This is a genomic window from Hyphomicrobium sp. (genome assembly GCF_051860585.1).
Taxonomy (GTDB): Bacteria; Pseudomonadota; Alphaproteobacteria; order Rhizobiales; family Hyphomicrobiaceae; genus Hyphomicrobium_C.
In genome coordinates this window covers 1-19,852 of sequence record NZ_JBHYDS010000012.1, presented here as the reverse complement: position 1 = coordinate 19,852, position 19,852 = coordinate 1, and the positions used below count along the sequence as shown (strand labels likewise).

At 59.7% G+C, this 19,852-nt stretch carries 16 protein-coding genes; 6 read left to right on the top strand and 10 right to left on the bottom strand.

All coding sequences use genetic code 11. The annotated features are described in order from the left end of the window. Positions 1-240 precede the first annotated feature (240 nt). The 3 genes from ACTIFK_RS16705 to ACTIFK_RS16695 all read left to right on the top strand — a co-directional run bounded on the left by ACTIFK_RS16705 (position 241) and on the right by ACTIFK_RS16695 (position 3,366). Entirely contained in the window at positions 241-1,290 is a 1,050-nt protein-coding gene (locus tag ACTIFK_RS16705) for a nucleotidyltransferase family protein (protein ID WP_439544145.1), read from the top strand. A 115-nt stretch (positions 1,291-1,405) separates the two neighbouring features. Next, positions 1,406-2,110: an acyltransferase family protein gene (locus tag ACTIFK_RS16700; RefSeq protein ID WP_439544144.1), complete on the top strand. Its 705-nt coding sequence runs from the start codon at positions 1,406-1,408 to the stop codon at positions 2,108-2,110. Between the two features lie 122 nt (positions 2,111-2,232). Next, complete coding sequence (locus tag ACTIFK_RS16695; protein ID WP_439544143.1) at positions 2,233-3,366, top strand: acyltransferase family protein; 1,134 nt, start codon at positions 2,233-2,235, stop codon at positions 3,364-3,366. Positions 3,367-3,435: 69 nt separating this feature from the next. Here ACTIFK_RS16695 and ACTIFK_RS16690 read toward each other — a convergent pair whose 3' ends face one another. After that, entirely contained in the window at positions 3,436-4,662 is a 1,227-nt protein-coding gene (locus tag ACTIFK_RS16690) for a glycosyltransferase family 4 protein (protein ID WP_439544142.1), read from the bottom strand. Between the two features lie 53 nt (positions 4,663-4,715). Here ACTIFK_RS16690 and ACTIFK_RS16685 point away from each other — a divergent pair, with 53 nt between their 5' ends. After that, positions 4,716-5,648: an NAD-dependent epimerase/dehydratase family protein gene (locus ACTIFK_RS16685; RefSeq protein ID WP_439544141.1), complete on the top strand. Its 933-nt coding sequence runs from the start codon at positions 4,716-4,718 to the stop codon at positions 5,646-5,648. On the opposite strand, the gene ACTIFK_RS16680 is transcribed toward ACTIFK_RS16685, so the two are convergent. The 6 genes from ACTIFK_RS16680 to ACTIFK_RS16655 form a co-directional block, all read right to left on the bottom strand. Next, a complete protein-coding gene (locus ACTIFK_RS16680; protein WP_439544140.1) occupies positions 5,635-6,207 on the bottom strand; it encodes a sugar transferase in 573 nt (190 codons plus the stop codon). The two genes, ACTIFK_RS16685 and ACTIFK_RS16680, sit on opposite strands and share 14 nt — an antisense overlap. 12 nt (positions 6,208-6,219) lie before the next feature. Beyond that, positions 6,220-7,401, bottom strand: a complete 1,182-nt coding sequence (gene wecB / locus ACTIFK_RS16675) for a non-hydrolyzing UDP-N-acetylglucosamine 2-epimerase (RefSeq protein WP_439544139.1) — start codon at positions 7,399-7,401, stop codon at positions 6,220-6,222. Continuing rightward, a complete protein-coding gene (locus ACTIFK_RS16670) occupies positions 7,376-8,500 on the bottom strand; it encodes a polysaccharide biosynthesis C-terminal domain-containing protein (RefSeq protein ID WP_439544138.1) in 1,125 nt (374 codons plus the stop codon). The genes wecB and ACTIFK_RS16670 overlap by 26 nt, the downstream gene beginning before the upstream one ends. Next, a complete protein-coding gene (locus tag ACTIFK_RS16665) occupies positions 8,497-9,528 on the bottom strand; it encodes a polysaccharide biosynthesis protein (RefSeq protein WP_439544137.1) in 1,032 nt (343 codons plus the stop codon). Before ACTIFK_RS16665 ends, ACTIFK_RS16670 begins: the two co-directional genes overlap by 4 nt. A 299-nt stretch (positions 9,529-9,827) precedes the next feature. Beyond that, the gene (locus ACTIFK_RS16660; RefSeq protein ID WP_439544136.1) at positions 9,828-11,822 is read right to left on the bottom strand and encodes a polysaccharide biosynthesis protein; all 1,995 of its coding nucleotides are present in this window, start codon (positions 11,820-11,822) and stop codon (positions 9,828-9,830) included. A gap of 451 nt (positions 11,823-12,273) precedes the next feature. Further along, positions 12,274-13,617 (bottom strand): O-antigen ligase family protein, encoded by a 1,344-nt coding sequence (locus ACTIFK_RS16655; protein ID WP_439544135.1) that lies wholly within the window; start codon positions 13,615-13,617, stop codon positions 12,274-12,276. A gap of 369 nt (positions 13,618-13,986) precedes the next feature. Here ACTIFK_RS16655 and ACTIFK_RS16650 point away from each other — a divergent pair, with 369 nt between their 5' ends. Continuing rightward, positions 13,987-14,964, top strand: coding sequence for a KpsF/GutQ family sugar-phosphate isomerase (locus ACTIFK_RS16650; protein WP_439544134.1), 978 nt, complete (start codon positions 13,987-13,989; stop codon positions 14,962-14,964). A gap of 83 nt (positions 14,965-15,047) precedes the next feature. Here the strand turns inward: ACTIFK_RS16650 and ACTIFK_RS16645 are convergent, their stop codons facing one another. Beyond that, a complete protein-coding gene (locus ACTIFK_RS16645; protein WP_439544133.1) occupies positions 15,048-15,440 on the bottom strand; it encodes a response regulator in 393 nt (130 codons plus the stop codon). 298 nt (positions 15,441-15,738) lie between these two features. Here ACTIFK_RS16645 and ACTIFK_RS16640 point away from each other — a divergent pair, with 298 nt between their 5' ends. Beyond that, complete coding sequence (locus ACTIFK_RS16640; RefSeq protein ID WP_439544132.1) at positions 15,739-16,770, top strand: protein-glutamate methylesterase/protein-glutamine glutaminase; 1,032 nt, start codon at positions 15,739-15,741, stop codon at positions 16,768-16,770. Positions 16,771-16,836: 66 nt separating this feature from the next. Here the strand turns inward: ACTIFK_RS16640 and ACTIFK_RS16635 are convergent, their stop codons facing one another. Then, on the bottom strand, positions 16,837-17,121 hold the full coding sequence (locus tag ACTIFK_RS16635) for a LuxR C-terminal-related transcriptional regulator (protein WP_439544131.1): 285 nt from the start codon (positions 17,119-17,121) through the stop codon (positions 16,837-16,839). Between the two features lie 114 nt (positions 17,122-17,235). After that, positions 17,236-19,852, bottom strand: a 2,617-nt coding sequence (locus tag ACTIFK_RS16630; RefSeq protein ID WP_439544130.1) for an O-linked N-acetylglucosamine transferase family protein, incomplete at its 5' end; no start/stop codon positions are given.

Sequence of the window (19,852 nt, the reverse complement as noted above, 5' to 3'; positions counted from 1 at the left end):
GCGCAGGGTCGTCGCATTTGCGGACTTAGTGGGCGAAATGATATCGTTGGTCGGCGCGCCTATAAGCCGATTTGCCAAGTCTCTCCCGGCGCATTGTCGGACATACTTGGCGCATTTTGCCGCTCGGTCGTTCGCCAACGATTCCTGTCGGCTCAATGGTGCCAAATGACGCCTCCGGCGGGAGGCTCCAATGCTCGCCCGCGCGTAAAAGGCGCACTGCCGGAGATAGGTCGATAGACGATGGACGAAAACTTTTTGAAATCGGTCAGTCTCTTGGAGGGCCAGCCCCTTTCCGATGCAGTCGCGTGCATCGAAGCAAGCGGGGGCCAGATCGCGCTTGTTGTGGATGGGCGCTTCCGCCTAATTGGAACGATCACCGATGGTGACATCCGGCGCGGCATTCTGCGCGGCGCAAATCTCGAATCGACCGCCAGTGAAATCATGCACCGCCAACCGCGGTCCGTGTTGCAAGGGACGTCGTTTGCCGAGATTGACGCAATCATGCGACGCGAACGGATCCTGCAGGTGCCCGTGGTCGACGCTGAAGGAATTGTTGTGGGCCTTCACATCGCCGACAAAGTCAATCTCACGGATTTTGCAGCACATCGGGCGGTGATCATGGTCGGAGGTCTTGGTACCCGCCTGCGTCCCATTACCGAGACGGTGCCTAAACCAATGATCGAAGTGGGCGGCCGTCCGATTCTTGAGCACATTCTTGAGCGTTTTCACGGACAAGGATTCCGCCGCATCTCCCTTTGCGTGAATCATCTGGCCGGCGTCATCGAGGATCATTTCGGTACCGGCGCCCGTTTCGGCGTCGAAATCGACTATGTGCGCGAAACGAAGCGCATGGGAACGGCGGGTGCTCTATCGCTCCTCGCCGAGCGGCCAGACAAGCCGATCATAGTAATGAACGGCGACATTTTGACGTCGATCAATTTTGGTCAGATGCTTGCGTTCCATTATGAAAATGGCGCGCTCGCTACGATGGGGCTCAATCGCTACCAGTATCAAATTCCCTATGGCGTAGTCGATTTGCGTCATCAGCATATCTCGGGCTTCTCCGAAAAGCCTGTCTTAGACTTCTTCGTAAATGCCGGAATCTACGTCATTAGTCCCGAGGCACTCGACCTGATCCCGCCGGGCCGATTTTTTGACATGCCGTCGTTGTTCGACCAGTTGGCCCCGAGCAAACGTATTGCCTTCCCGCTGCACGAATATTGGCTTGATATCGGGCGGCCGGACGACCTCAACCTCGCGATGGATAAGTTTGCGGAGGCTGAGCTGTGATTATCGAAGCGTCAACTGGAAGGCAACATGCCGCCGGTCGCTAGCTGACGGGTACGATCATGCAACACTACAGAGCGTTTAACACCACACCTTAAACTTATGGTGCTCACCGCACGTGCCGCGCAACGATCGCCGTCAAGATATTCAAGGCCTCCGCGGCGTCGCAGTGATGGCCGTCCTGCTGTTCCACGCCGGCTTTTCGGGCTTTGGCGGCGGGTTCGTGGGAGTCGATATTTTTTTTGTGATAAGCGGCTTCGTCATCACGGGAATGTTGTGGCGGGAGTTTCAGAGCACTGGCTCAATCAATTTCGCACGTTTTTATTCTGGCCGCCTTAGGCGCTTGCTTCCGGCCTTTGCCTTCACGGTCGTCGCAGCCTTAACCGCTGGCTTTTTAATTTTTTCGCCTGCGCATTTCTCTGATCTGAGCGGATCCGCAGTCTACGCGGTCGCTGGAGTGCCGAATTTTTATTTTTGGCAACATTCAAACTATTTCGATATTTCGTCTGGTTTTAAACCTTTGCTGCACACTTGGTCATTGGGTGTTGAGCAACAATTCTATCTGATATGGCCATGGCTTCTGCTTTTGGCTGCCGGACGGCCTTTGCGACATGCCGCGCCAGCGCTTGTCGTTGTCCTGGGGCTGGCTAGCCTGGGTCTGAACATTCGCTTCGAACGCGATGCCGCGGCGATTTTTTATCTCCCATGGTTCCGAGTGTTCGAGTTTGCAATTGGCGCTGTGGTCTATTGGCTCAGCAGTCATAGACTAAGTCGCCGAGTTGCCGAGTTGCCGAAACGTTGGGAATTGGCGGGGTGGCGTTAGTCGGCGGCTCGATACTTCTCTTCGATGAGACCACGACGTTCCCGTCACTGAATGCGCTCGTGCCGTGTATCGGCGCTGCCGTGATCATATATGTCGGACACCAATCGTGGGTCGGGAGAGCTTTGGCCACCCACGCGATAGTTGGTGTCGGCACTCTGAGCTATTCAATCTATCTGGTGCACTGGCCCGTGCTCGTGTTCTGGCGCTATTTAAAGTTCGAAGAACTGACCATTCTCGATCGCGGTCTGATCATTGCACTGGTTTTCGTTCTGGCCCTGCCGATGTATCGCTACATCGAGATGCCTCTCCACCGTGGAGCACGAGCCACACGGCTACCTCCGGGCAGCGTGGGTTTGGCAAGCGTTACCGCAATTGCTTTCATTGCCGCGACAGCTTACTTGCCCTGGTCCAATGGTGGTTGGCAATTCAGAGCCGGTGATGCCGCAAAAAACTACCCTAAACTCGCTAGGTTGGGCGAAGTCGCGTTTCGCAAGGATCAATATGGTGGAGCGACGACCGCACCAAACTTTGCAATCGGTTTTCAACCTCCGCAGATTCTCATCGCCGGCGATAGTCACAGTCGCCAATATTTTACCGGCTTATCCGACCTCTATCCAACAGCCGAGCATGGATTTCGGGTCATTGACCAAGGAAGCTGCATCTTCCGTGTTCGACGCTGCGCCGATTTCGACTCGATCGTGCAGGGTTTCGTAGCGCAGGAAAATGATGGCCTGCTGTTTGTATCGCAACGCTGGGACTACGATAAACACATCGCCGTGCACTTCGGCCAGGACGCGGTAGGGCAGATCTCCGCGAACACGCTGGCGAATTTCTACGCAGATCGCATCGCGGCTTTGTACGCAATCTACGCGCTGCGACCAATGCAGAAGATTTTTATTATGGGCGCGATCCCTGAGGTGCCTACTTTTGGTGACGTCGCGACATGCCTGTTGCGACCCAAAATTTTTGCGTCACCTCGGAACTGCGAAACATCCAACGAGCAGGTCAAGGCGATCGCCTTTCGCAAAAAGCTCAATGAGCTGTTGTCATCCCGGATTGCCGCTCTCAACCACAAGCACGGTTGGCAAATCGCCTTTGGCGACCCTTTTCAAGCTTTGTGCAAGTCGGGGGTATGCGAGCAGGTCGCGAACAATCAAATACTCTATAACGATCACGATCACCTTAGCATCGACGGCTCGAAGCGCGTTATTGCAGCGGTTGCCGATACGCTAGATCGCGTTCTCCAAAGTCGGTAGACAATACGGCAAGCGTTCGCTCGGGTGCGGAGCCCGGCAAGCGCCTGTGCGCACCTACGCCGGGAGCCATTAAGCGTTGGACCGCGCCGCGTCCTCGAGCACCCGCTCAAGATCTCCGTACACCTTGGCAGCGGAATAGTTCTCTTCGAAGTAGCGCCTCGCATTCGACGCGTAGCTCGTCCTCTGCTCAGGCGTCTCTTCCATCATTCCGACGATGGCTTCCGCCAGCGCTTCCGGCTGGCTGGCGGAAACGGCAACACCTGCAGCAGCCTCGCTGATGATGCGAGCTCCCTCACCGTTTAGCGAGGCGACGATCGGCTTGCCGCAGGCCATGTAGCATTGTGTTTTGTAGGGAACCGTCAATCCGAAGATCGGCGTGTCTTTCAGACTGACGATCATTGCATCGGCATGAGCGAAGAGGCTGGGCATTTCTTCCTCGGGAAAGCGTCCTAGAAAATGAAAGCTGCTGTCTAGCCCCTTTTCTGTGACGAGACGCCGGACGCGTGCTTCGTCACGCCCACTGCCGATGATGACCCAGCGCAGCATCTTCCTGCCCCGGAGCAGCCCGGCGGCGGCAATCAACGTGTCGAAGTCCTGGCTCTCGCCGATGTTGCCGGCAAACATGAGCCGGAAGCCGTCTACCGGCACGAGGTCGGCATATTGCGGGGCCTCTTCGGGTGCCATCGGGCGGTACATTGCCGGCGCCGTATTGGGCAGGACGCGGATGCGCTCGCGCGGCACGCCGAACCGGGTGATCATTTCGGTGAACGCCGCGCTCTGCACAAGGACAATGTCGGCCCGCCGGTAGAGCCAGCCACAGGTTGCATTCAGTAGCGCGACTATCAGCTTCGACCGGATGTTGAGCGTGAAAGTCGCGCTTTCGGGCCAGATGTCTTGCACCCAGTAGACAAGTCCGCATCCGGTTTTCCATTTCTGGACGATCCCCGGGAAGAGCATAAGCACCGGCGAAAGTTGACTTACGAACACGACGTCCGGTCGGGATTTCTTGCGCAGGATGTTTAAGCTCGCCGTTATCGGAAAGCACAGATAATTGAGCACCAGCTTGAATGCGGAATTCCCTCGCGGTATCGTCCAGACCCTGGATATTTTGACTTCGTGAAACATGTCGTTTCTGCGTAGCGAGTTGGAGTAGCCGTCAAAAAATTTGCCGCGTGGGTAGTTTGGAACCGCGCAAATAACGTCCACCTCGTGACCGCCCTGGGATAAATTCCGAGCAATTTCATTGTTTGAGACTTGTTCCGGAAAAAAGTATTGCGTTACGAAGGTGACTTTCATTTGCGTCTTTCGAATTTTTTTATGATGGCGATCTAAAGGGGTAATCAAAACAGATGCCTGCTCGCAACGTTCTCGTTTCTGGAGCCAGCGGCTTTATCGGCCGGACTCTAGTTAAAAGACTTCTCTCCGAAGGTCATCGTGTATGGGCCTTCTACAGAAATCGCAAGCCTGAGGGGCTGGACGCAGCGACTTGGGTGATGGTCGATGACCTGGCGACAACCACAATCGGCGATAAGATCGGCGCCGACATCGATATGTTTGTTCATCTGGCCGCCCAAACTAACGGATCGCGCGCGAATGCTACTGGGCCGGAGGTCGAAACAGTAGCGATCGCTCGTAACGTTCGTGATTTCATCGCTGCTACTGGGATCCGGCGTGTTCTTGTCCTGAGTTCCATTGCGGCGAGTATCGCAGAGAAAAACCAGAAGAGCGCTCGTCGCTACGGTTTGGAGAAACTCGCGGCCGACAAGCTATTTCTCGGCTTACAGAAGGACAAACACGCCGTTATTATTCTGCGCCCCCCGGCGGTTTACGGTGATGGTATGCAGAATAGCATGAGCGTCCTGGCTGCGCTCGTGCGCAAGGGTATTCCCATCCCGCTTGGTGCAGCGATGGAGCCACGAAATTATATCTCCCTGCGCAACCTGGCGAACCTTATCGAAACGATTGTCGGAAGCAGTGATCTGCTTTGGATGGATAAGAGCCCACAGATTTATGAGCCGAGTGATGGTCAAGGCGTTTCAACCCGCAATCTTGTCGGGATGATGGGGGGCGCTATCGGCCGCAAGCCGTATCTGCTGTACGTTCCGCTACCTTTGTTGAGACTAACGGGGAACCTGACTGGCAGGGCAGAACTCATCAGCGGAGCGATCGATCGCCTCGATGTTGCAAACGAGATGAGCCTTAAACATCGCTTCGGCTGGCGTCCGGTGGAGCAGATGCCGGAAAGCCTCGCGTTTCTGGCCCGGGATGTTACGCGCGAATGACGGCATCCCCGCTGCCCCGTCCGAGCGCCGTTAACACCATGCTTTTAAGGTCGCCCATCAATGTGATGCGTTCGAGATATGCAGCATCGGCTTCGGCCAGTTCGACCGGAGTCGACATGTCGATGCCGGCAAGCTGGGCAGGTCCGGTAATGCCGGGTCTCAAAACATAAACGCCCCGTCGGCCGCGCTCCTCCACGAGCACGGTCTGGCTCGCTAGGCATGGGCGCGGTCCCACGAAACTCATTTCTCCCTTGAGCACGTTCACGAGTTGCGGCAGCTCGTCGAGCTTGGTCCGCCTCAAGACTTGTCCGACGCGGGTGATCTGCGCCCCGGAAACTTCGTGGCTCGCCCGGTCGCCGGTTCCGACCGACATGGTGCGAAGCTTATAAAGGACGAACGGCTGACGGTGTCGTCCGACCCTGACTTGACGGAAAATCGCGGGCCCAAAGCCTTCCAAACGGATAGCGATGGCGCAGCCGAGACAGAGCAACAAGGCGGGCAACGTGATGAGAAGTGCCAGGACAACGTCGAACAGCCGCTTGCCGTAGGTCTTATACATTGCAGCCACCCTTCAGTTGAGGTCGTTTTCTCGGATGCCGTCCCAGGCGTTCGAAAGCTTCGCGGTTCCGAGGATAAGGCTGACGACCCGTTCGGAGGTGTTCGGAATGCAATAGTCTTCGGGAACGGGATGGGGAATACCGGCGGCCTCACGTTCCGCAAATAGACGCGTTGCGGCATCTACACCACGCAAGATTGCGTCGGCGGCAAGACCAGTCACGAAAATCGATCCTGTGTCGAGTGCCTCTGGGCGTTCGATGGCGTCGCGGGGCGTTATGGCAGGGAAGCCCAGGATGGAGGATTCCTCTGCAATGGTGCCGCTGTCGGATATGGCGCAGAAGGCAGCCATCTGCAGGCGGTTGTAATCGTGAAAACCGAAGGGTTTGAGGAAGCGCATGCGGGCGTCGGTTACCGTGCTTCCAAGGGCCTCAAGTCTTTTGCGCGTGCGCGGGTGGGTCGATACGACCACCGGCATGTCATGGTGCGCGGCAAGTCCTTTCAGCGTGTCGACGAGCGAGGCGAGCCGCGCGCTGCTGTCAACATTCTCCTCTCTGTGGAGAGAGACGATGAAATAGCCACGGGGTTTGAGATCGAGCCGAGCAAGAATGTCCGACGCCTCGATATCGGAACGGTAGTGCTCCAGCACTTCGCGCATCGGCGAGCCGGTAAGATAGATGCGGCGATGCGCAAGCCCTTCCGACAGTAGATGGCGACGCGCATGTTCCGTGTAGACTAGATTGAAATCGGCGATGTGGTCCACAAGCTTGCGATTGGTCTCTTCCGGCACATTGCGGTCGAAAGAACGGTTGCCCGCTTCCATGTGATAAACTGGGATCTTCATCCGCCGCGCCATGATCGCCGAGATGGCCGAATTTGTGTCGCCAAGCACGAGCACGGCGTCTGGACGCTCGGCGGCGATCACACGCTCGCTCTCTATGAGAATCCGCCCCAGCGTTTCGCCGAGCGTACCGCCGCCCGCGCCGAGGAAATGATCCGGCCGCCGTACGCCCAGGTCTTCGAAAAACACGTCGTTGAGCTCGTAGTCGTAGTTCTGGCCGGTATGAACGATGCAGTGGGCGCTGTGCGCATCGAGCCGCGCCATGACGCGCGAGAGACGTATGATCTCGGGCCGCGTGCCGAGAATGGTCATGACTTTGAGTTTCTGCATCTCAGGCTTCCAGAACAGGATCGGCATAGGTGTCGGGTGCCGCCGGATCGAAGAGGTCTTGCGTCCAGAATAACGTGAGCAGCCGGCCCGCCCCAACATTCTCGATACTGTGCGTGTGCATTGTCGGCATGTCGACGGCTGCTGGCGCGTCGCCGCTCACCCGATATTCCCAGACCGCATCACCGAGTGCCCGGCGGATGCGGATCACCGCCTCACCCTCCAGCACAAGGAAGCGCTCGACCTTGGAAAGGTGGAAGTGGTTGCCACGCGTTACGCCGGGTTCGGTCCAGCTCAGGAACGTCTGGCCCCCGCCGCCGCCTTTGACGGCCTCGAACAGCGTACCGCGCGGATCAGCGTTAATCTTCAACGCCCGAGGGAACCCCGCCGGATAGAGCGCGGCACGATAGCTGTTGAACAGCGCAAGGTCGAAGGGATCGGAAAGGTCGGGATAGACATTGGCCGAGTATGACGTGTGGAAGCAGCGAAGCTTCTCGAGCAAGCTGGGAACGGCGGTTGGGCGCGGTTGTGGCAGCAGGCGACCGATCGTTCCGGCCAACGCAGCATCGACCGCCGACTGCGCGGCCGCTCCGGCATGCAACAGATCGACCCGGCCGTCCGGATTGACGTTCGGGATCTCTCCCCGGATCACCCTGTCGATGAAGGTCGCGGTGACGTTGTTGTAGTCGGGCCGTGCGCCCTCGCCAAAGACGTGCGGCAGGATCAGATCGGTGAACCGGCTGCTTGCACGGGAAAGCACTTCGCCAGCCCTGTGCTTGCCGCGTCCGTAAGGCGTGTCGCCAGAGGCGTGAGTGGAATTGGCGTAGACGATGTGCGGGGCGGACCCAGCCTCGCGGCAGGCGTCGGCGAGCGCCCCTGCAATCGCCGGATTTCCCTGTTCGACCTCTTCGTCCGGCGCGCGGTTGACCCCGGCGAAATGCAACACGGCATCGGCGCCGGAGACGGCCGCGCGAAGGTGTGCCGGATCGTTGAAGGCGGCTCGGTCGAGCCGCACGAGATCGAAGGGATCAGCGTTGCTTTTGAACCGGGCAGCGCAATTGGCGGCGTGCAGCCGAACCGAGGCGTGCCGGCCGAGAAGACCGTCCGCTCCCGTCACGGCGATCTTCATGCTGCTTTACCCCGGTGAGCATCGATCTCCGCGCAAACTTCTGGCAGGCTGAGGAGCAGTTTCTTTACGCCCTCGACATCGAGCCGTTCAGTGTTGTGCGAATGATAGTCCTCATGATGCGCCGTCTCATCATCGCCCTCGGTGAAATATGCCTTATAGTTGAGGTCGCGATCATCCATACGTATGCGGTAGTAAGCGCCCATGTCCTCGCTACGGCCAAGTTCCTGAGCAGTCGCCAAAGTTTCGAAGAGTTTTTCGCCATGGCGCCAGCCAATCTGCTCGACTGGATGTTCCGTCACGCCAAAGAGATCTTTAAGGGCGGACACCAAATCGGAGATGGTCGAAGCGGGCGCTTTGCGGATGAACAAGTCGCCCTGCCGCGCGTGCGTAAAAGCGTGGTGCACGAGCGCCACCGAGTCCCGGAGCGGCATGAGAAAGCGGGTCATCGCCGGCTCGGTCAGCGTGATCGGCCGTCCGGCCTTGATCTGGTCGATGAAGAGCGGAATGACTGACCCGCGCGAATACATGACATTGCCGTAGCGCACGATCGACACGGTCGTCGGCGACGCAGTGCCTATCGAACGGGCAATTGCGGCCGCTACCTTTTCCATCATGGCCTTTGAGATGCCCATCGCGTTGATGGGCAGCACCGCCTTGTCTGTGGACAAGCAGACCACCGAGCGCACGCCGGCAGCCACCGCTGCCTGAATCACGTTCTCGGAGCCGAGAATGTTGGTGCGCACTGCTTCAAGCGGAAAGAATTCGCAGGAGGGAACCTGCTTCAGCGCGGCCGCATGGAACACGCGGGTGGCGCCTGCCATCGCCCGGCCGACGCTCTCGCGGTCGCGAATGTCGCCGACGTAAAAGCGGACGTTGTTCCTGCGCAGATCGTTGCGCAGCATATCCTGCTTCTCTTCATCGCGGCTGAATACCCGGATCTCGCTGCACCCTCGGTCCAAGAGATCCCGCAGCATCGTCTTACCGAAGGAGCCGGTGCCTCCGGTGATGAGCACGCATTCATTTTTCATTCTCAATCACTTTGTCTTAAAGTGGGCGTGAGGGTATCGCGACGAGAGGCCAGGGGAAAGCAACCATAATGCTCGTTCAGCGTGTGGCAAACATTCCAACACAATGCCGTGGCAACTTCGCTACGAAATGCGCTTCGCGTCCGCCGTCGGCAACGCGAACCAGGCGGTCGGCACAATCTGAACACAGCAACGAGTTTAAAATTGCACTCTGATTGCAAAAACTTGGCCTGCCCGCACCCCATAGCTCATGTGCGCTTCGCGCAAGGTTCGCCGTTGCTAACAACGTCCGGAAATTAAAGTCAATGGAGCGTTGGGGGGCTGACGTCGCTCCACGGCGTCTCGGCCGTCGTGACGGTCCGCTCAGCAGCCGCGTGGGGGGTGTGCCTGTATCCCTCGACAGTGCGCATTAAGACGGCGCGCGCTGTCGTCATGTCTCGGGCCAGCATGGCCTCCCTCAGGCCATCCAGCTCTTTCTTCAGTTCGGCGGATTCGAGGAAAGGCTCGTCCGACTTGAATATGCGCAAATGCTCTGTCGCTTCCGTGTGTGCGCCGATGAGGAGTTCCTCGTAGAGCTTCTCACCGGGCCGCAAGCCGGAATAGACGATTTCGATATCACCATTTGGATTGTTGTCGTCGCACACTTCGAGATTTGACAGCCGCACCATCAGACGCGCCAAGTCATCGATGCGGACTGGATCACCCATCTGCAGTACGAACACCTCGCCGCCCTTCGCCATGGATCCAGCCTGCACAACCAAGGCGGCAGCTTCCGGGATCGACATGAAATAACGAGTCACCTCAGGATGAGTGACGGTGATCGGTCCACCGGCGCGGATCTGCTGGCGGAACCGGGGCACAACCGAGCCGGAGCTATCGAGCACGTTGCCGAAGCGGACGACGGTGAAGACCGTGGACGAATGTTCGGCCGCCATCGCCTGCAACACGAGTTCCGCGAGCCGCTTGCTTGCTCCCATGGTGTTCGTTGGACGGACAGCCTTATCCGTAGAGATTAGGACGAAGCGCTCCACGCCAGCGTCGCGTGCGCATTCGGCGACGATGCGGGTTCCGAACACATTGTTATCCAGTCCGGCGACAGGGTTGTGCTCAACGAGCGGCACATGCTTGTAAGCGGCCGCGTGGAAGATGGTCTCGATATTGTTCTCGACGATCGTTTCCTTGACGAGCTTGGCATCGAGCACGGTGCCCAGAACCGAGCGGATCTTTGGTCGCGGCTTGCCTTCAAGAAGGCTACCGACAAGCTCGTTGATTTCGAGCTCGATCTTGTAGAGGGCAGGTTCCGATACGTCGAACAGCACAATCTGAGACGGGCCCTGAGTGACCACCTGACGAACCAATTCGGAACCAATTGAGCCGCCTGCGCCTGTGACAAGAATAGACTTGCCCTTCGTGTTGCGGGTCATCAACTCCTTGTTCGGCTCGACCGGATCGCGGCCCAGCAGATCTCCGACCTCTACGTCGCGGAGGTCGTTCACGTTGACTTTGCCGGATGCAATGTCCTCGTAAGCTGGCAGCACCTTGACGGCAATCGGCAGGCGCTCCAGCTGACGGAGGACGTCGCGGCGATCGCGACGATGCGGGATGGCGACGAGCACCTCGCAGACACCCTCGCGCTCGATGAGCCGCGGGAGACGGTTCGGTGCATAGACTTTAACCCCGTTGACGTATTGGCGCCACAGCGTGGGAGAGCTGTCGATGAAACCTACGATCTGATGATCGCGCGCGCGCCGGACGTTGGCGAGCAGCTCTAGGCCCATCCGGCCGGCGCCATAGATGACGGTCGGTTTCGACGGCGCCCTTGGAGCCATCACAGGCATGCGGACGTCGATGCTTTCAAGCGCGATCTTGATGGCGTAGCGGGTCAGGGTCAGGAAAAATGCAGCGCCAAGGCCGAACGGAATGATGACCGAACGGGGAATGCTGTTCTGTCCCGTCATGAAAACGAGAAGCGACCAGATGAGCGTCGCGAGGCTCACGGCCATCCAGACCTGGCTGGTGCCCCGGGACCCAATGTAGCGGGTCACCAAGCGATAGACGCCAAACCACCATAACGTGGCGCAGACGATCAGCGGCGCCGCAGCGAGCAACGCAATTGTGGCCGGGCTCCTTGGCACGTACGCCACGCCTAGCCGCAAGGCATGTGCGAGCCACAGCGCAAAGCTCAGCGCGATGAGGTCGACGGCTACGAGAACGGCTCGCTTGTGATATCGTGGCTTGTTCAGAAGCCAGGAACGCAGGCGAGCGGGCAAGCCGCCCATTTCACGCTTGAATGTCAAAGTTGTTCCTCAACCCTTACAGCGTTACGTGAGCAGCGGCACCGGCTCGCAGACAACGGTCACGGCAGCCGCAGAAATATTCGAGACGAGCACTCGCAAAGCCTCTGCTGCCGAGCGTCAGCAACGGAGCTAATGTATGTTCGCCGCGCGTTCAAAATCTAATTTGAGCTAAAAAAATGTCTTGTCATCCACGTCGCGGCCCCTGTGGAGACAATTGAAGTAGCGGCCTAAGGTTACTCGACGGCGCTGGGTCTGCAAACTTTAATCTGTCGTCAGATCATGAAAACGTCCGATTGCTTCTGAATATTTTTTAACATATTGAAACTTTTATATTTTATATCGTCTGCACGCGAGCGGGCGCTGCAGTTTGCGCGCCGTCAGATGAACTTTGGCGCCGAGTTGATGACTCACCGCATCACCACATAAGGGAATAAAGTTTCCTGACGGTCAACTAGGCGGGCTGTGGATTTTCTGTGGATCGTTTGGTGTCCGGCGCCGCGAACAGAGCCAGCGTTAGGATCGAGCCGACGATTGCGCACTGAAACCAGTTTTGCCAAAGCCCGAAGGTCGGTACGAGGATCGTCATGCAAACGGCGGCATGCATGATGCCCATCGGATAGGTGCGCTGACCAAGGAGCTGAAGTTTTCGTAACAGGGCAAACCCCAGCGCGGCGAACGCCAGGACGCCCGCAATACCGAGCTCGTACCAAATCTGAAGGTAAATGTTGTGAGGGTGCGCACGCGTTTGTGGAGCGGCAACAGCGTCTTTTTGGCGCTTGACCAGACCCTGCCTGACACGTTCTTCGTCGAGATGGCGGGTCGAATTCGTGCCGACGCCGAGGATCGGCTTTTCTAAGGAGCGCTTCGCCGTGTAGTCCCAGATAATCACGCGCGCGCGTGCCGATGCAAACACATTAGGATTTTTGTGAACGTCGACGGCGAAGAGTGCGAGAGCGAGCGGAATGATCAAGAATAGCAAAGCGGAGAAAGCGGCGGTCCAGAACCAATACGACACGCGTGGCGTCACATAGGCCATTGCAAGCGCAACGATGGCAACAACCGTCGCGAGCTGAGCACTCTGAGACTCCATGTTAGGATGAACCATCACGACTACAAAACAGGCGCCGACGCCGGCGTAAATCGCCCAACGCGCAAATCCCTTCACATATAGCCGAGCAGCAAGAATGGCGGGAGCAAGCAGCAATGAAACGACCGTGACAGAACGGTTGCCAATGTTTGCATTTAGCCTAACAATCTGTCCGTTTACGATGGTCCCGTGTTTGCTGAGGCCGCGCTCCATGTCCGGAAAGTACGTCAGGATCATCCGAACGATGGCTTGGCGCATCCAGATTTCATAACAAACGAAAAGTCCCGCCAGAAGGAAGCCAACCAGAAACCCGCGCCCAAGCGATGCGATGTCTTCCACTTCTATCTTGTCAATGTACGTTGCAAGATAAAGCGCATGCAAGATCAGTACGGCAAGGAAGATGGCTTCGAAGAATGATTTGAACGGCTCGACGGACCAGGCGCATGCGATCAAAATCCATGCAGCGAACAACATCTCTGGCCGTAGGAAAAACACCTTAGCGCGGTCCATCGCGCCGGGCTGCATCGCGTCTCGAATCGCAAGAAATGCAGCCCCGCTCATCGTGAAAATTGCGATTGCAAGTGGGCCAATGCGCGGGACTGCGACGCTGAGGACCGTGGCGAAGGTTGCAACCGCGGCGAGAAGGAACGCGCGTGTCGGCGCGGCCTCAGTTAACCCGCGCCGGACCCTGCTCATCAGCTGTTGCATGGATGCATTCGAATAGCTTGTTGCAAATTGACGTCGATCAATCGACCCGGACGAACTTTGAAGCCGAAATCCCCGACGCACGGTACAGTGGGCGTCTACAAGAGACAATGCTCTTGGCCCAAAACTTACCGTCGTCGCTAACGCAGGCGCAGCAGACCACCACACCCGAACTATCGCTGACGGAGACCGCATCTTTCGTCTCCTAAACATTCGCAAGCCGCACTACTGAACGGCACTCGGCTTGAGCTGCCGGCGGCGCGACGAATGCATCTTCCATAACCGTCGACCAAGCTTGACAGGGTGGGTCGGCGATGATCAGTACGGCGCACCTGCGCCCGCCCGCGCATTCTTCCTGATAAGGCATCTTCGATGCGACAACCGAACGTCCAACAGGCCCTCGAGCGAGCCCGCAACATCATAGATCAGGAAATCGAAGCGCTCGTGCAGTTGCGCGACAGCTTCAACGAGAGCCTGATGCATGCCGTGACCCTCATTCAGGGCTGCACCGGACGCCTTGTCGTGACCGGCGTCGGCAAGTCCGGGCACATCGGCGCCAAGCTTGCGGCGACGTTTGCCTCGACGGGCACGCCATCCTTCTTCCTGCACGCCGCCGAAGCCTCTCACGGCGATCTCGGCATGGTGACGAGCCAGGACGTCGTGCTGGCGATCTCGAATTCGGGCATGACGAAGGAACTTTTTCCGGTTCTCGACTTCTGCGCCGCGAACGGCACCAAGGTCATCTCGATGACCGCCAACGAATCCAGCCGGCTTTCGCGGCAGGCCGACATCGCTCTCGTGCTTCCGAAGGTGAAGGAAGTCTGCCCCAACAATCTTGCGCCGACGTCGTCCGCGATCATCACACTCGCAGCGGGGCACGTGCTGGCCATTCTGCTCATGGAGCAGCGGTCGTTCGAAGACTCGGACTTCGGCAAGCTGCATCCCGGCGGACGGCTCGGGCTGTTGCTGTCTTCGGTGCGCCGCTACACGGACGAGTTCAAGGACAAGGTGCCCACGGTCGGGCCGCAGGAGCTGCTCGGCCACGTCGTCATTCGTCTCGCCGAGGGCCAGCGCGGGTGCGTCGTGGTGATCGAACCGGACACCAACCGGCTGCTCGGTCTGATCACCGAGGGCGACTTGCGGCGCGCATTTGCGCCGGACATGTTCGGAAAGACCGCACAAGAGATCATGACCGTGCGGCCGTTCACGGTCTCCATCGATGACCTGATGAGCGCGGCCGTTTCGCTGATGAAGGAACGCCGCATCGCCAACGTCGTCGTCGTCGAAACCGACGACACGGTTGTCGACGTGCTGCACAGCAAGGACCTCATGCAGCGCGGCTATATGTGATCGGATCTGCCGCAATCGGCTGAGCCAATAGAAAACCCCGCACTTGCGGCGCGGGGTTTTCGATGTCCGTCAGAGTGATCGACTTAGGCGGCGACGGGAGTAGCCAGCGCGAGGTCGATCTTCTCCTTCAGCACCTTTTCGTTGAACGGCTTGATGATGTAGCCGCTGACGCCGGCGCTTTTCGCGGCGTTGATGTTGTCCTGCTTCGATTCGGCGGTGACGAGGATGAAGGGCGTGTCGCTCATCGAAGGGTCCGCACGGACGGCCTTCAGGAGCTCGTAGCCGGTCATGGGTTCCATGTTCCAGTCCGAGATGATCAGGCCGTATTTCTTGGCCTTGATCTTCTGCAGGGCGGCTTCGCCGCTTGCAGCGTCGTCAACGTTCTCGAAGCCAATCTGCTTCAAAAGCTTTTTAATAATCCGCACCATGGTGCTGTAATCGTCCACGACGAGTACAGGCATGTCGTTCGTGCTCATAACCAATCCCCTTCAACTACCCGTCCATGGCGCCTATCCCGCCGCATGGGATCGCGCGCCAGCCACCTCTGCATCTGAGCCCAAATTATGCCGATGGATTGCTTGCGATTAGATTAATGGGACCTTTCAACATTCCGAAGTATCCAAAACACCGCCGTCGGACTGTTCGCTCGCCATGTAACGGAATGGAAACTAATCGCTGTTAACGATGTGTTTCCATGAATTGCTGGAGCCCGGATTCCGCCCTCACTTTTGGGTTCCGGCATTCGCTCCAGCGGCCGGCAAGGATGCTGCTCGTATGTCCGCACCACTCATTCGTGTTCTGGTCGTGGATGATTCCGCGTTCATGCGCGGTGTCCTGCCGACCAAGATCGAAGCCGATCCGCGGTTCAAGGTCGTCGGCATCGCGGTCAACGGGCGCGATGCCATCGACAAGACTCTCGCGCTCAAGCCGGACGTCATAACCCTCGACATCGACATGCCGGTGATGAATGGCATCGATGCGTTGAAGGAAATCGTGCGCGTCAGCACCGCGTCCGTGATCATGGTCAGCGCGCGCACTGAGCAAGGCGCGGCCATCACGCTCGAAGCGCTGGCGATCGGCGCGGTCGATTTCATTCCCAAGTCGAACGGCGTCGAGCGCATTCACGAAAAGCTGCTGGCGGCCTTCGAAGCCAAGTCCCACAAAACCCGCTCGTTGGCCGCCCGCCCCGCCAGCGTCATGCGTCCGTCGGGGCCGCCCCGAGCGAACGGCGGAGCGCGCTTGAGCGCCAAGATTTGCATTATCGGATCCAGCACGGGCGGTCCGCAGGCCCTGCAAACGGTTCTGTCCCAGTTGCCCGAAAACCTGCCGGTGCCGGTCGTGGTCGCGCAGCACATGCCGCCCAACTTCACCAAGGCGCTGGCCCAGCGTTTGAACGACACCTGCAAGCCGAGGGTCGTGGAGGCGGAAGACGGCGCGCCGTTGGTCAAGGGCACCGTTTATATCTCGCCCGGCGGCATGCAGACACGCGTAACCGCGACCGAACTCAAGGTCTCGGCCGAACAGGGCGAAAGCCTCTACAAGCCATCCGTCGACGTGCTGGCCGAGAGCGCGCGCGCCGCATTCGGCAAGAACATTCTGGGCGTCATGCTGACGGGAATGGGCGCGGACGGCGCGGCCGAGTTCACCAAGCTGCGCAAGCTTGGCGGATACAACATCTCGCAGGATCAGGCGTCTTGCGTGGTGTACGGCATGCCGCGGTCGCTGGTGGAAGCCGGCGGGGCAGATGAAGTTCTGCCACTCGATCAGATCGGTGTGCGGATCCGCGCCGCGCTCGGCGCCAATTGAACTGACGGCGCCAGTTTGAACTGATCCGGCAAACGCCGGAACGACCAACGCGCCAGACGCCGCCGGCTAGATCTGCAGCGCAGCCTCGGCTTCATCGAAATCGTTGAGTTCCGTTTCGCCCAGCAGCAGCGACAGGATCAGCGCGTGGCTCTTGTTCGACGCGCCGAGCTTGCGTTTGATGTTTTCGATGTGCACCCGGACCGTGTTCGGGCTGATGTCGAGCTGCTGCGCGACCTCTTTTTCTGACTGACCGCGGCCGGTCAGGACGAGGCAGGCTCTTTCGCGGCGCGTGAGAACGTCTCGCCGCTTGGGTATCGTGGCTGCCGATAATGCTGTTTGAATTGTCGTCACCCGTTCAGCCCCTCATCCCCGAAACGTCTCTGCGGCGCGTTGAGATTCATCGCCGCCTTACAATTGACCCTGGGGGCACTGCCTTATCCCAGGCTTATACGGAACATCGCGCGGTCACGCTTTTCCGCGCGCGCAGTAAGCGCGCCACAGACTGCGATAGGCATCCTCGACCTCACGCGCGAGACCGGCGCTGTCGGAACCGATCGGAGATGCCGCGAACTTCGCCCGCAATTCGCTTCGCATGCGCGACAAGGTTCCGATGTTGCTCGCAGCCGTGACGGCACGCGCGACGTAAGCGTCGACATCGTGCGTGACCCAGTCGTCGAGGCCGACGCTGCCGAGGATGGATGCGCCGAAGCGTCCAACGGGCGGGCGGCAAGCCAGCGAAACGACGGGAACACCCAGCCAAAGCGCCTCGATCGTCGTGGTGCCGGCGTTGTGCGGGAATGGATCCAACGCAATGTCGATGGTTCCGTACGCGTCCCATGTGCGCGGTTGGGGCGAGGTGTACACCAGCTTCACGCGGCCCGGCTCCAGGCCGGCGGCGGCGAAACGGGCATGCCATGCTGCGCAATTCTCATCTTCCCGGAACGGCTTGCTGTTCATGACCAGCCGGGAATTCGGAACACTGCGCAGGATGCGCGTCCAGGCCTTGACGACATCCTCGTTGATGCGTGCCGGACGGCTGAAGCAGCCAAACGTAACGAAGCCGTTCTTGAGAGCCGGCAGCGGCGCCACGTCGGGCATCGCCTCGGGCGGCACGTAGACGTGCGGCATGCGCGACAGGCGGATCGGGCGCTCGGCGAAATAGCGCTCCGCGCCCATCGGCAGCAGCGCCTCGTTGATGAGGAACGCGTCAATGGCCGACAGACCGGTCGTGGTGCCGGAGCCGACCATATGCGCGACCTGGACCGGGGCGGGCTTGCGGGCGAACGTCAGCAGACGGTTGCCAGAGGTGTGGCCGGCGAGATCGATCAAGACGTCGATCTCGTCGGCACGCACCATGTCGGCTACGTCGGCATCGGACAGGCCGACCGTCGAGCGCCAGCGCGCGGCATGGCGCTTGAAGCGGTCGGTCACCGCATCCGGGTTGGCGACCTCGGCATAGCAGGTGACTTCGAAACGGCTGCGGTCGTGCGCGGCGATCAGGGATTCGATGAAGAAGCTGACGGCGTGGTAGCGGAAATCCGGCGACATGTAGCCGATGCGCAGACGCCGTTCCGGATCGTGCGAGCCAAAATGCACGGGGTTCGACGGCATCAAGGGCGCGGCGTGGGCGTGATCCCAGTCGCGATACGCCTCGAAGATCGCATCGGGCGTCATGTCGGTGCGGTAGTTCAGGCAGAACAAGTAGTTCGAATGCGCGATGGCGAAATCGGGCTTGAGCTTCACGGCTCCGGCAAAGCATTCGGCGGCTTCAGGCAGGCGATCCTGTTGCATCAGCGCCGTGCCGATGTTGTTCAGCGCGTTGGCGTCGTGGGGATTGAGCGCGACGGCGCGGCGGGCCGCGGATTCGGCTTCACGGGCATTGCCCGCGAGCGAGAGCGTCCACGACAGGTTGGACCAGGCATCGGAGTAGTCCGGCCGCAGTGCCAAGGCCCGGCGCAGATGCGCTTCCGCTTCGGCGGCGCGCCCGAGATCCTTGTAGACGCTGGCGAGGTTGTTGTGCGCTTCGGGAGACTGCGGGGCGAGGCGGACGGCTTCCTTGCCGTGCACCTCCCCTTCGGCCAGGCGGCCGAGACCGCGCAGCATGGGTGTGATGTTCCAGCGGAAGTCCGCCCGATCCGGGGCGCCGGCTATCGCTTTCGTCAAGTCGGCGACGGCTTCGGCCAAGCGTCCCATCTTGTAGGCCGCGACGCCGCGCAGATGCCGCGCGTCGGTCGCCTCAGGCGCGGCGGCGAGCACGCTTTCCGACAGCGCCAGGGCGCGCGCGAAATCGCCAGACTGGAACGCCTGGACCGCGTCGTCGAAATTGGCCTGGACGGCTTTTTCATCCGTCTGGCGCTGTTTCCCGCACCATTCGGTCCAGAGGCTTCGGACGGCGGTCTCGATCTCGCGGGCAAGGCCGGGGCCGTCGCAGAGCGGGGAGGCCGCAACACGGGCGCGCATGCCAGAGCGCAGGGTCGCGAGCGCTTCGAGGTCGGACGCCTTCGCCGCCGCCAGCGCCACATAGCCCGCGATGTCCTTCGCCACCCAGTCGCGCAGGCCGACGGCGCTGAGATTGCTCGCGCCGAACCGGCCAACAGACGGACGATCCTCGACCGACACCACCGGAACACCCAGCCACAAGGCCTCGATCGTCGTCGTGCCCGCGTTGTGCGGGAACGGGTCCAGCGCGATGTCGACATCGCCATAGGCCGACCACGTCTTCGGCTGCGGGCTCGTGTAGACCATGGCGAGCCGCTCACGGCCGATACCGTGCGCCGCAAACCGCTGCGCCATCAGATCCGCGAACGCCGCTTCCGAGAACGCCTTCGCGTTCAGCAGCAGGCGGCTGTTCGGGACTTTTTTCAGGATCTCGGACCACGCCGCCACGACACGGTCGTTGATGCGCTCCGTGCGGCCGAAGTAGCCGAAGGTGATGTAGTGGTTCCTCAACGCCGGGAGCGGAGCCACCTCCGGCATGCCCTCCGGCGGCTGGTAGGCCACCGGGATCCGCGACAGGCGGACGATGCGTTCGGAGAACAGATGCTCGCTGCCGACCGGCGCCATCTCCTGGTCGGACAGGAAG

Coding starts and splice junctions, on each gene's coding strand:
- ACTIFK_RS16705 (WP_439544145.1), top strand. CDS start 241: ATGGACGAAAACTTTTTGAAATCGGTCAGTCTCTTGGAGGGCCAGCCC.
- ACTIFK_RS16690 (WP_439544142.1), bottom strand. CDS start 4,662: ATGAAAGTCACCTTCGTAACGCAATACTTTTTTCCGGAACAAGTCTCA.
- ACTIFK_RS16685 (WP_439544141.1), top strand. CDS start 4,716: ATGCCTGCTCGCAACGTTCTCGTTTCTGGAGCCAGCGGCTTTATCGGC.
- ACTIFK_RS16680 (WP_439544140.1), bottom strand. CDS start 6,207: ATGTATAAGACCTACGGCAAGCGGCTGTTCGACGTTGTCCTGGCACTT.
- wecB (WP_439544139.1), bottom strand. CDS start 7,401: ATGCCGATCCTGTTCTGGAAGCCTGAGATGCAGAAACTCAAAGTCATG.
- ACTIFK_RS16670 (WP_439544138.1), bottom strand. CDS start 8,500: ATGAAGATCGCCGTGACGGGAGCGGACGGTCTTCTCGGCCGGCACGCC.
- ACTIFK_RS16665 (WP_439544137.1), bottom strand. CDS start 9,528: ATGAAAAATGAATGCGTGCTCATCACCGGAGGCACCGGCTCCTTCGGT.
- ACTIFK_RS16655 (WP_439544135.1), bottom strand. CDS start 13,617: ATGCAACAGCTGATGAGCAGGGTCCGGCGCGGGTTAACTGAGGCCGCG.
- ACTIFK_RS16650 (WP_439544134.1), top strand. CDS start 13,987: ATGCGACAACCGAACGTCCAACAGGCCCTCGAGCGAGCCCGCAACATC.
- ACTIFK_RS16645 (WP_439544133.1), bottom strand. CDS start 15,440: ATGAGCACGAACGACATGCCTGTACTCGTCGTGGACGATTACAGCACC.
- ACTIFK_RS16640 (WP_439544132.1), top strand. CDS start 15,739: ATGTCCGCACCACTCATTCGTGTTCTGGTCGTGGATGATTCCGCGTTC.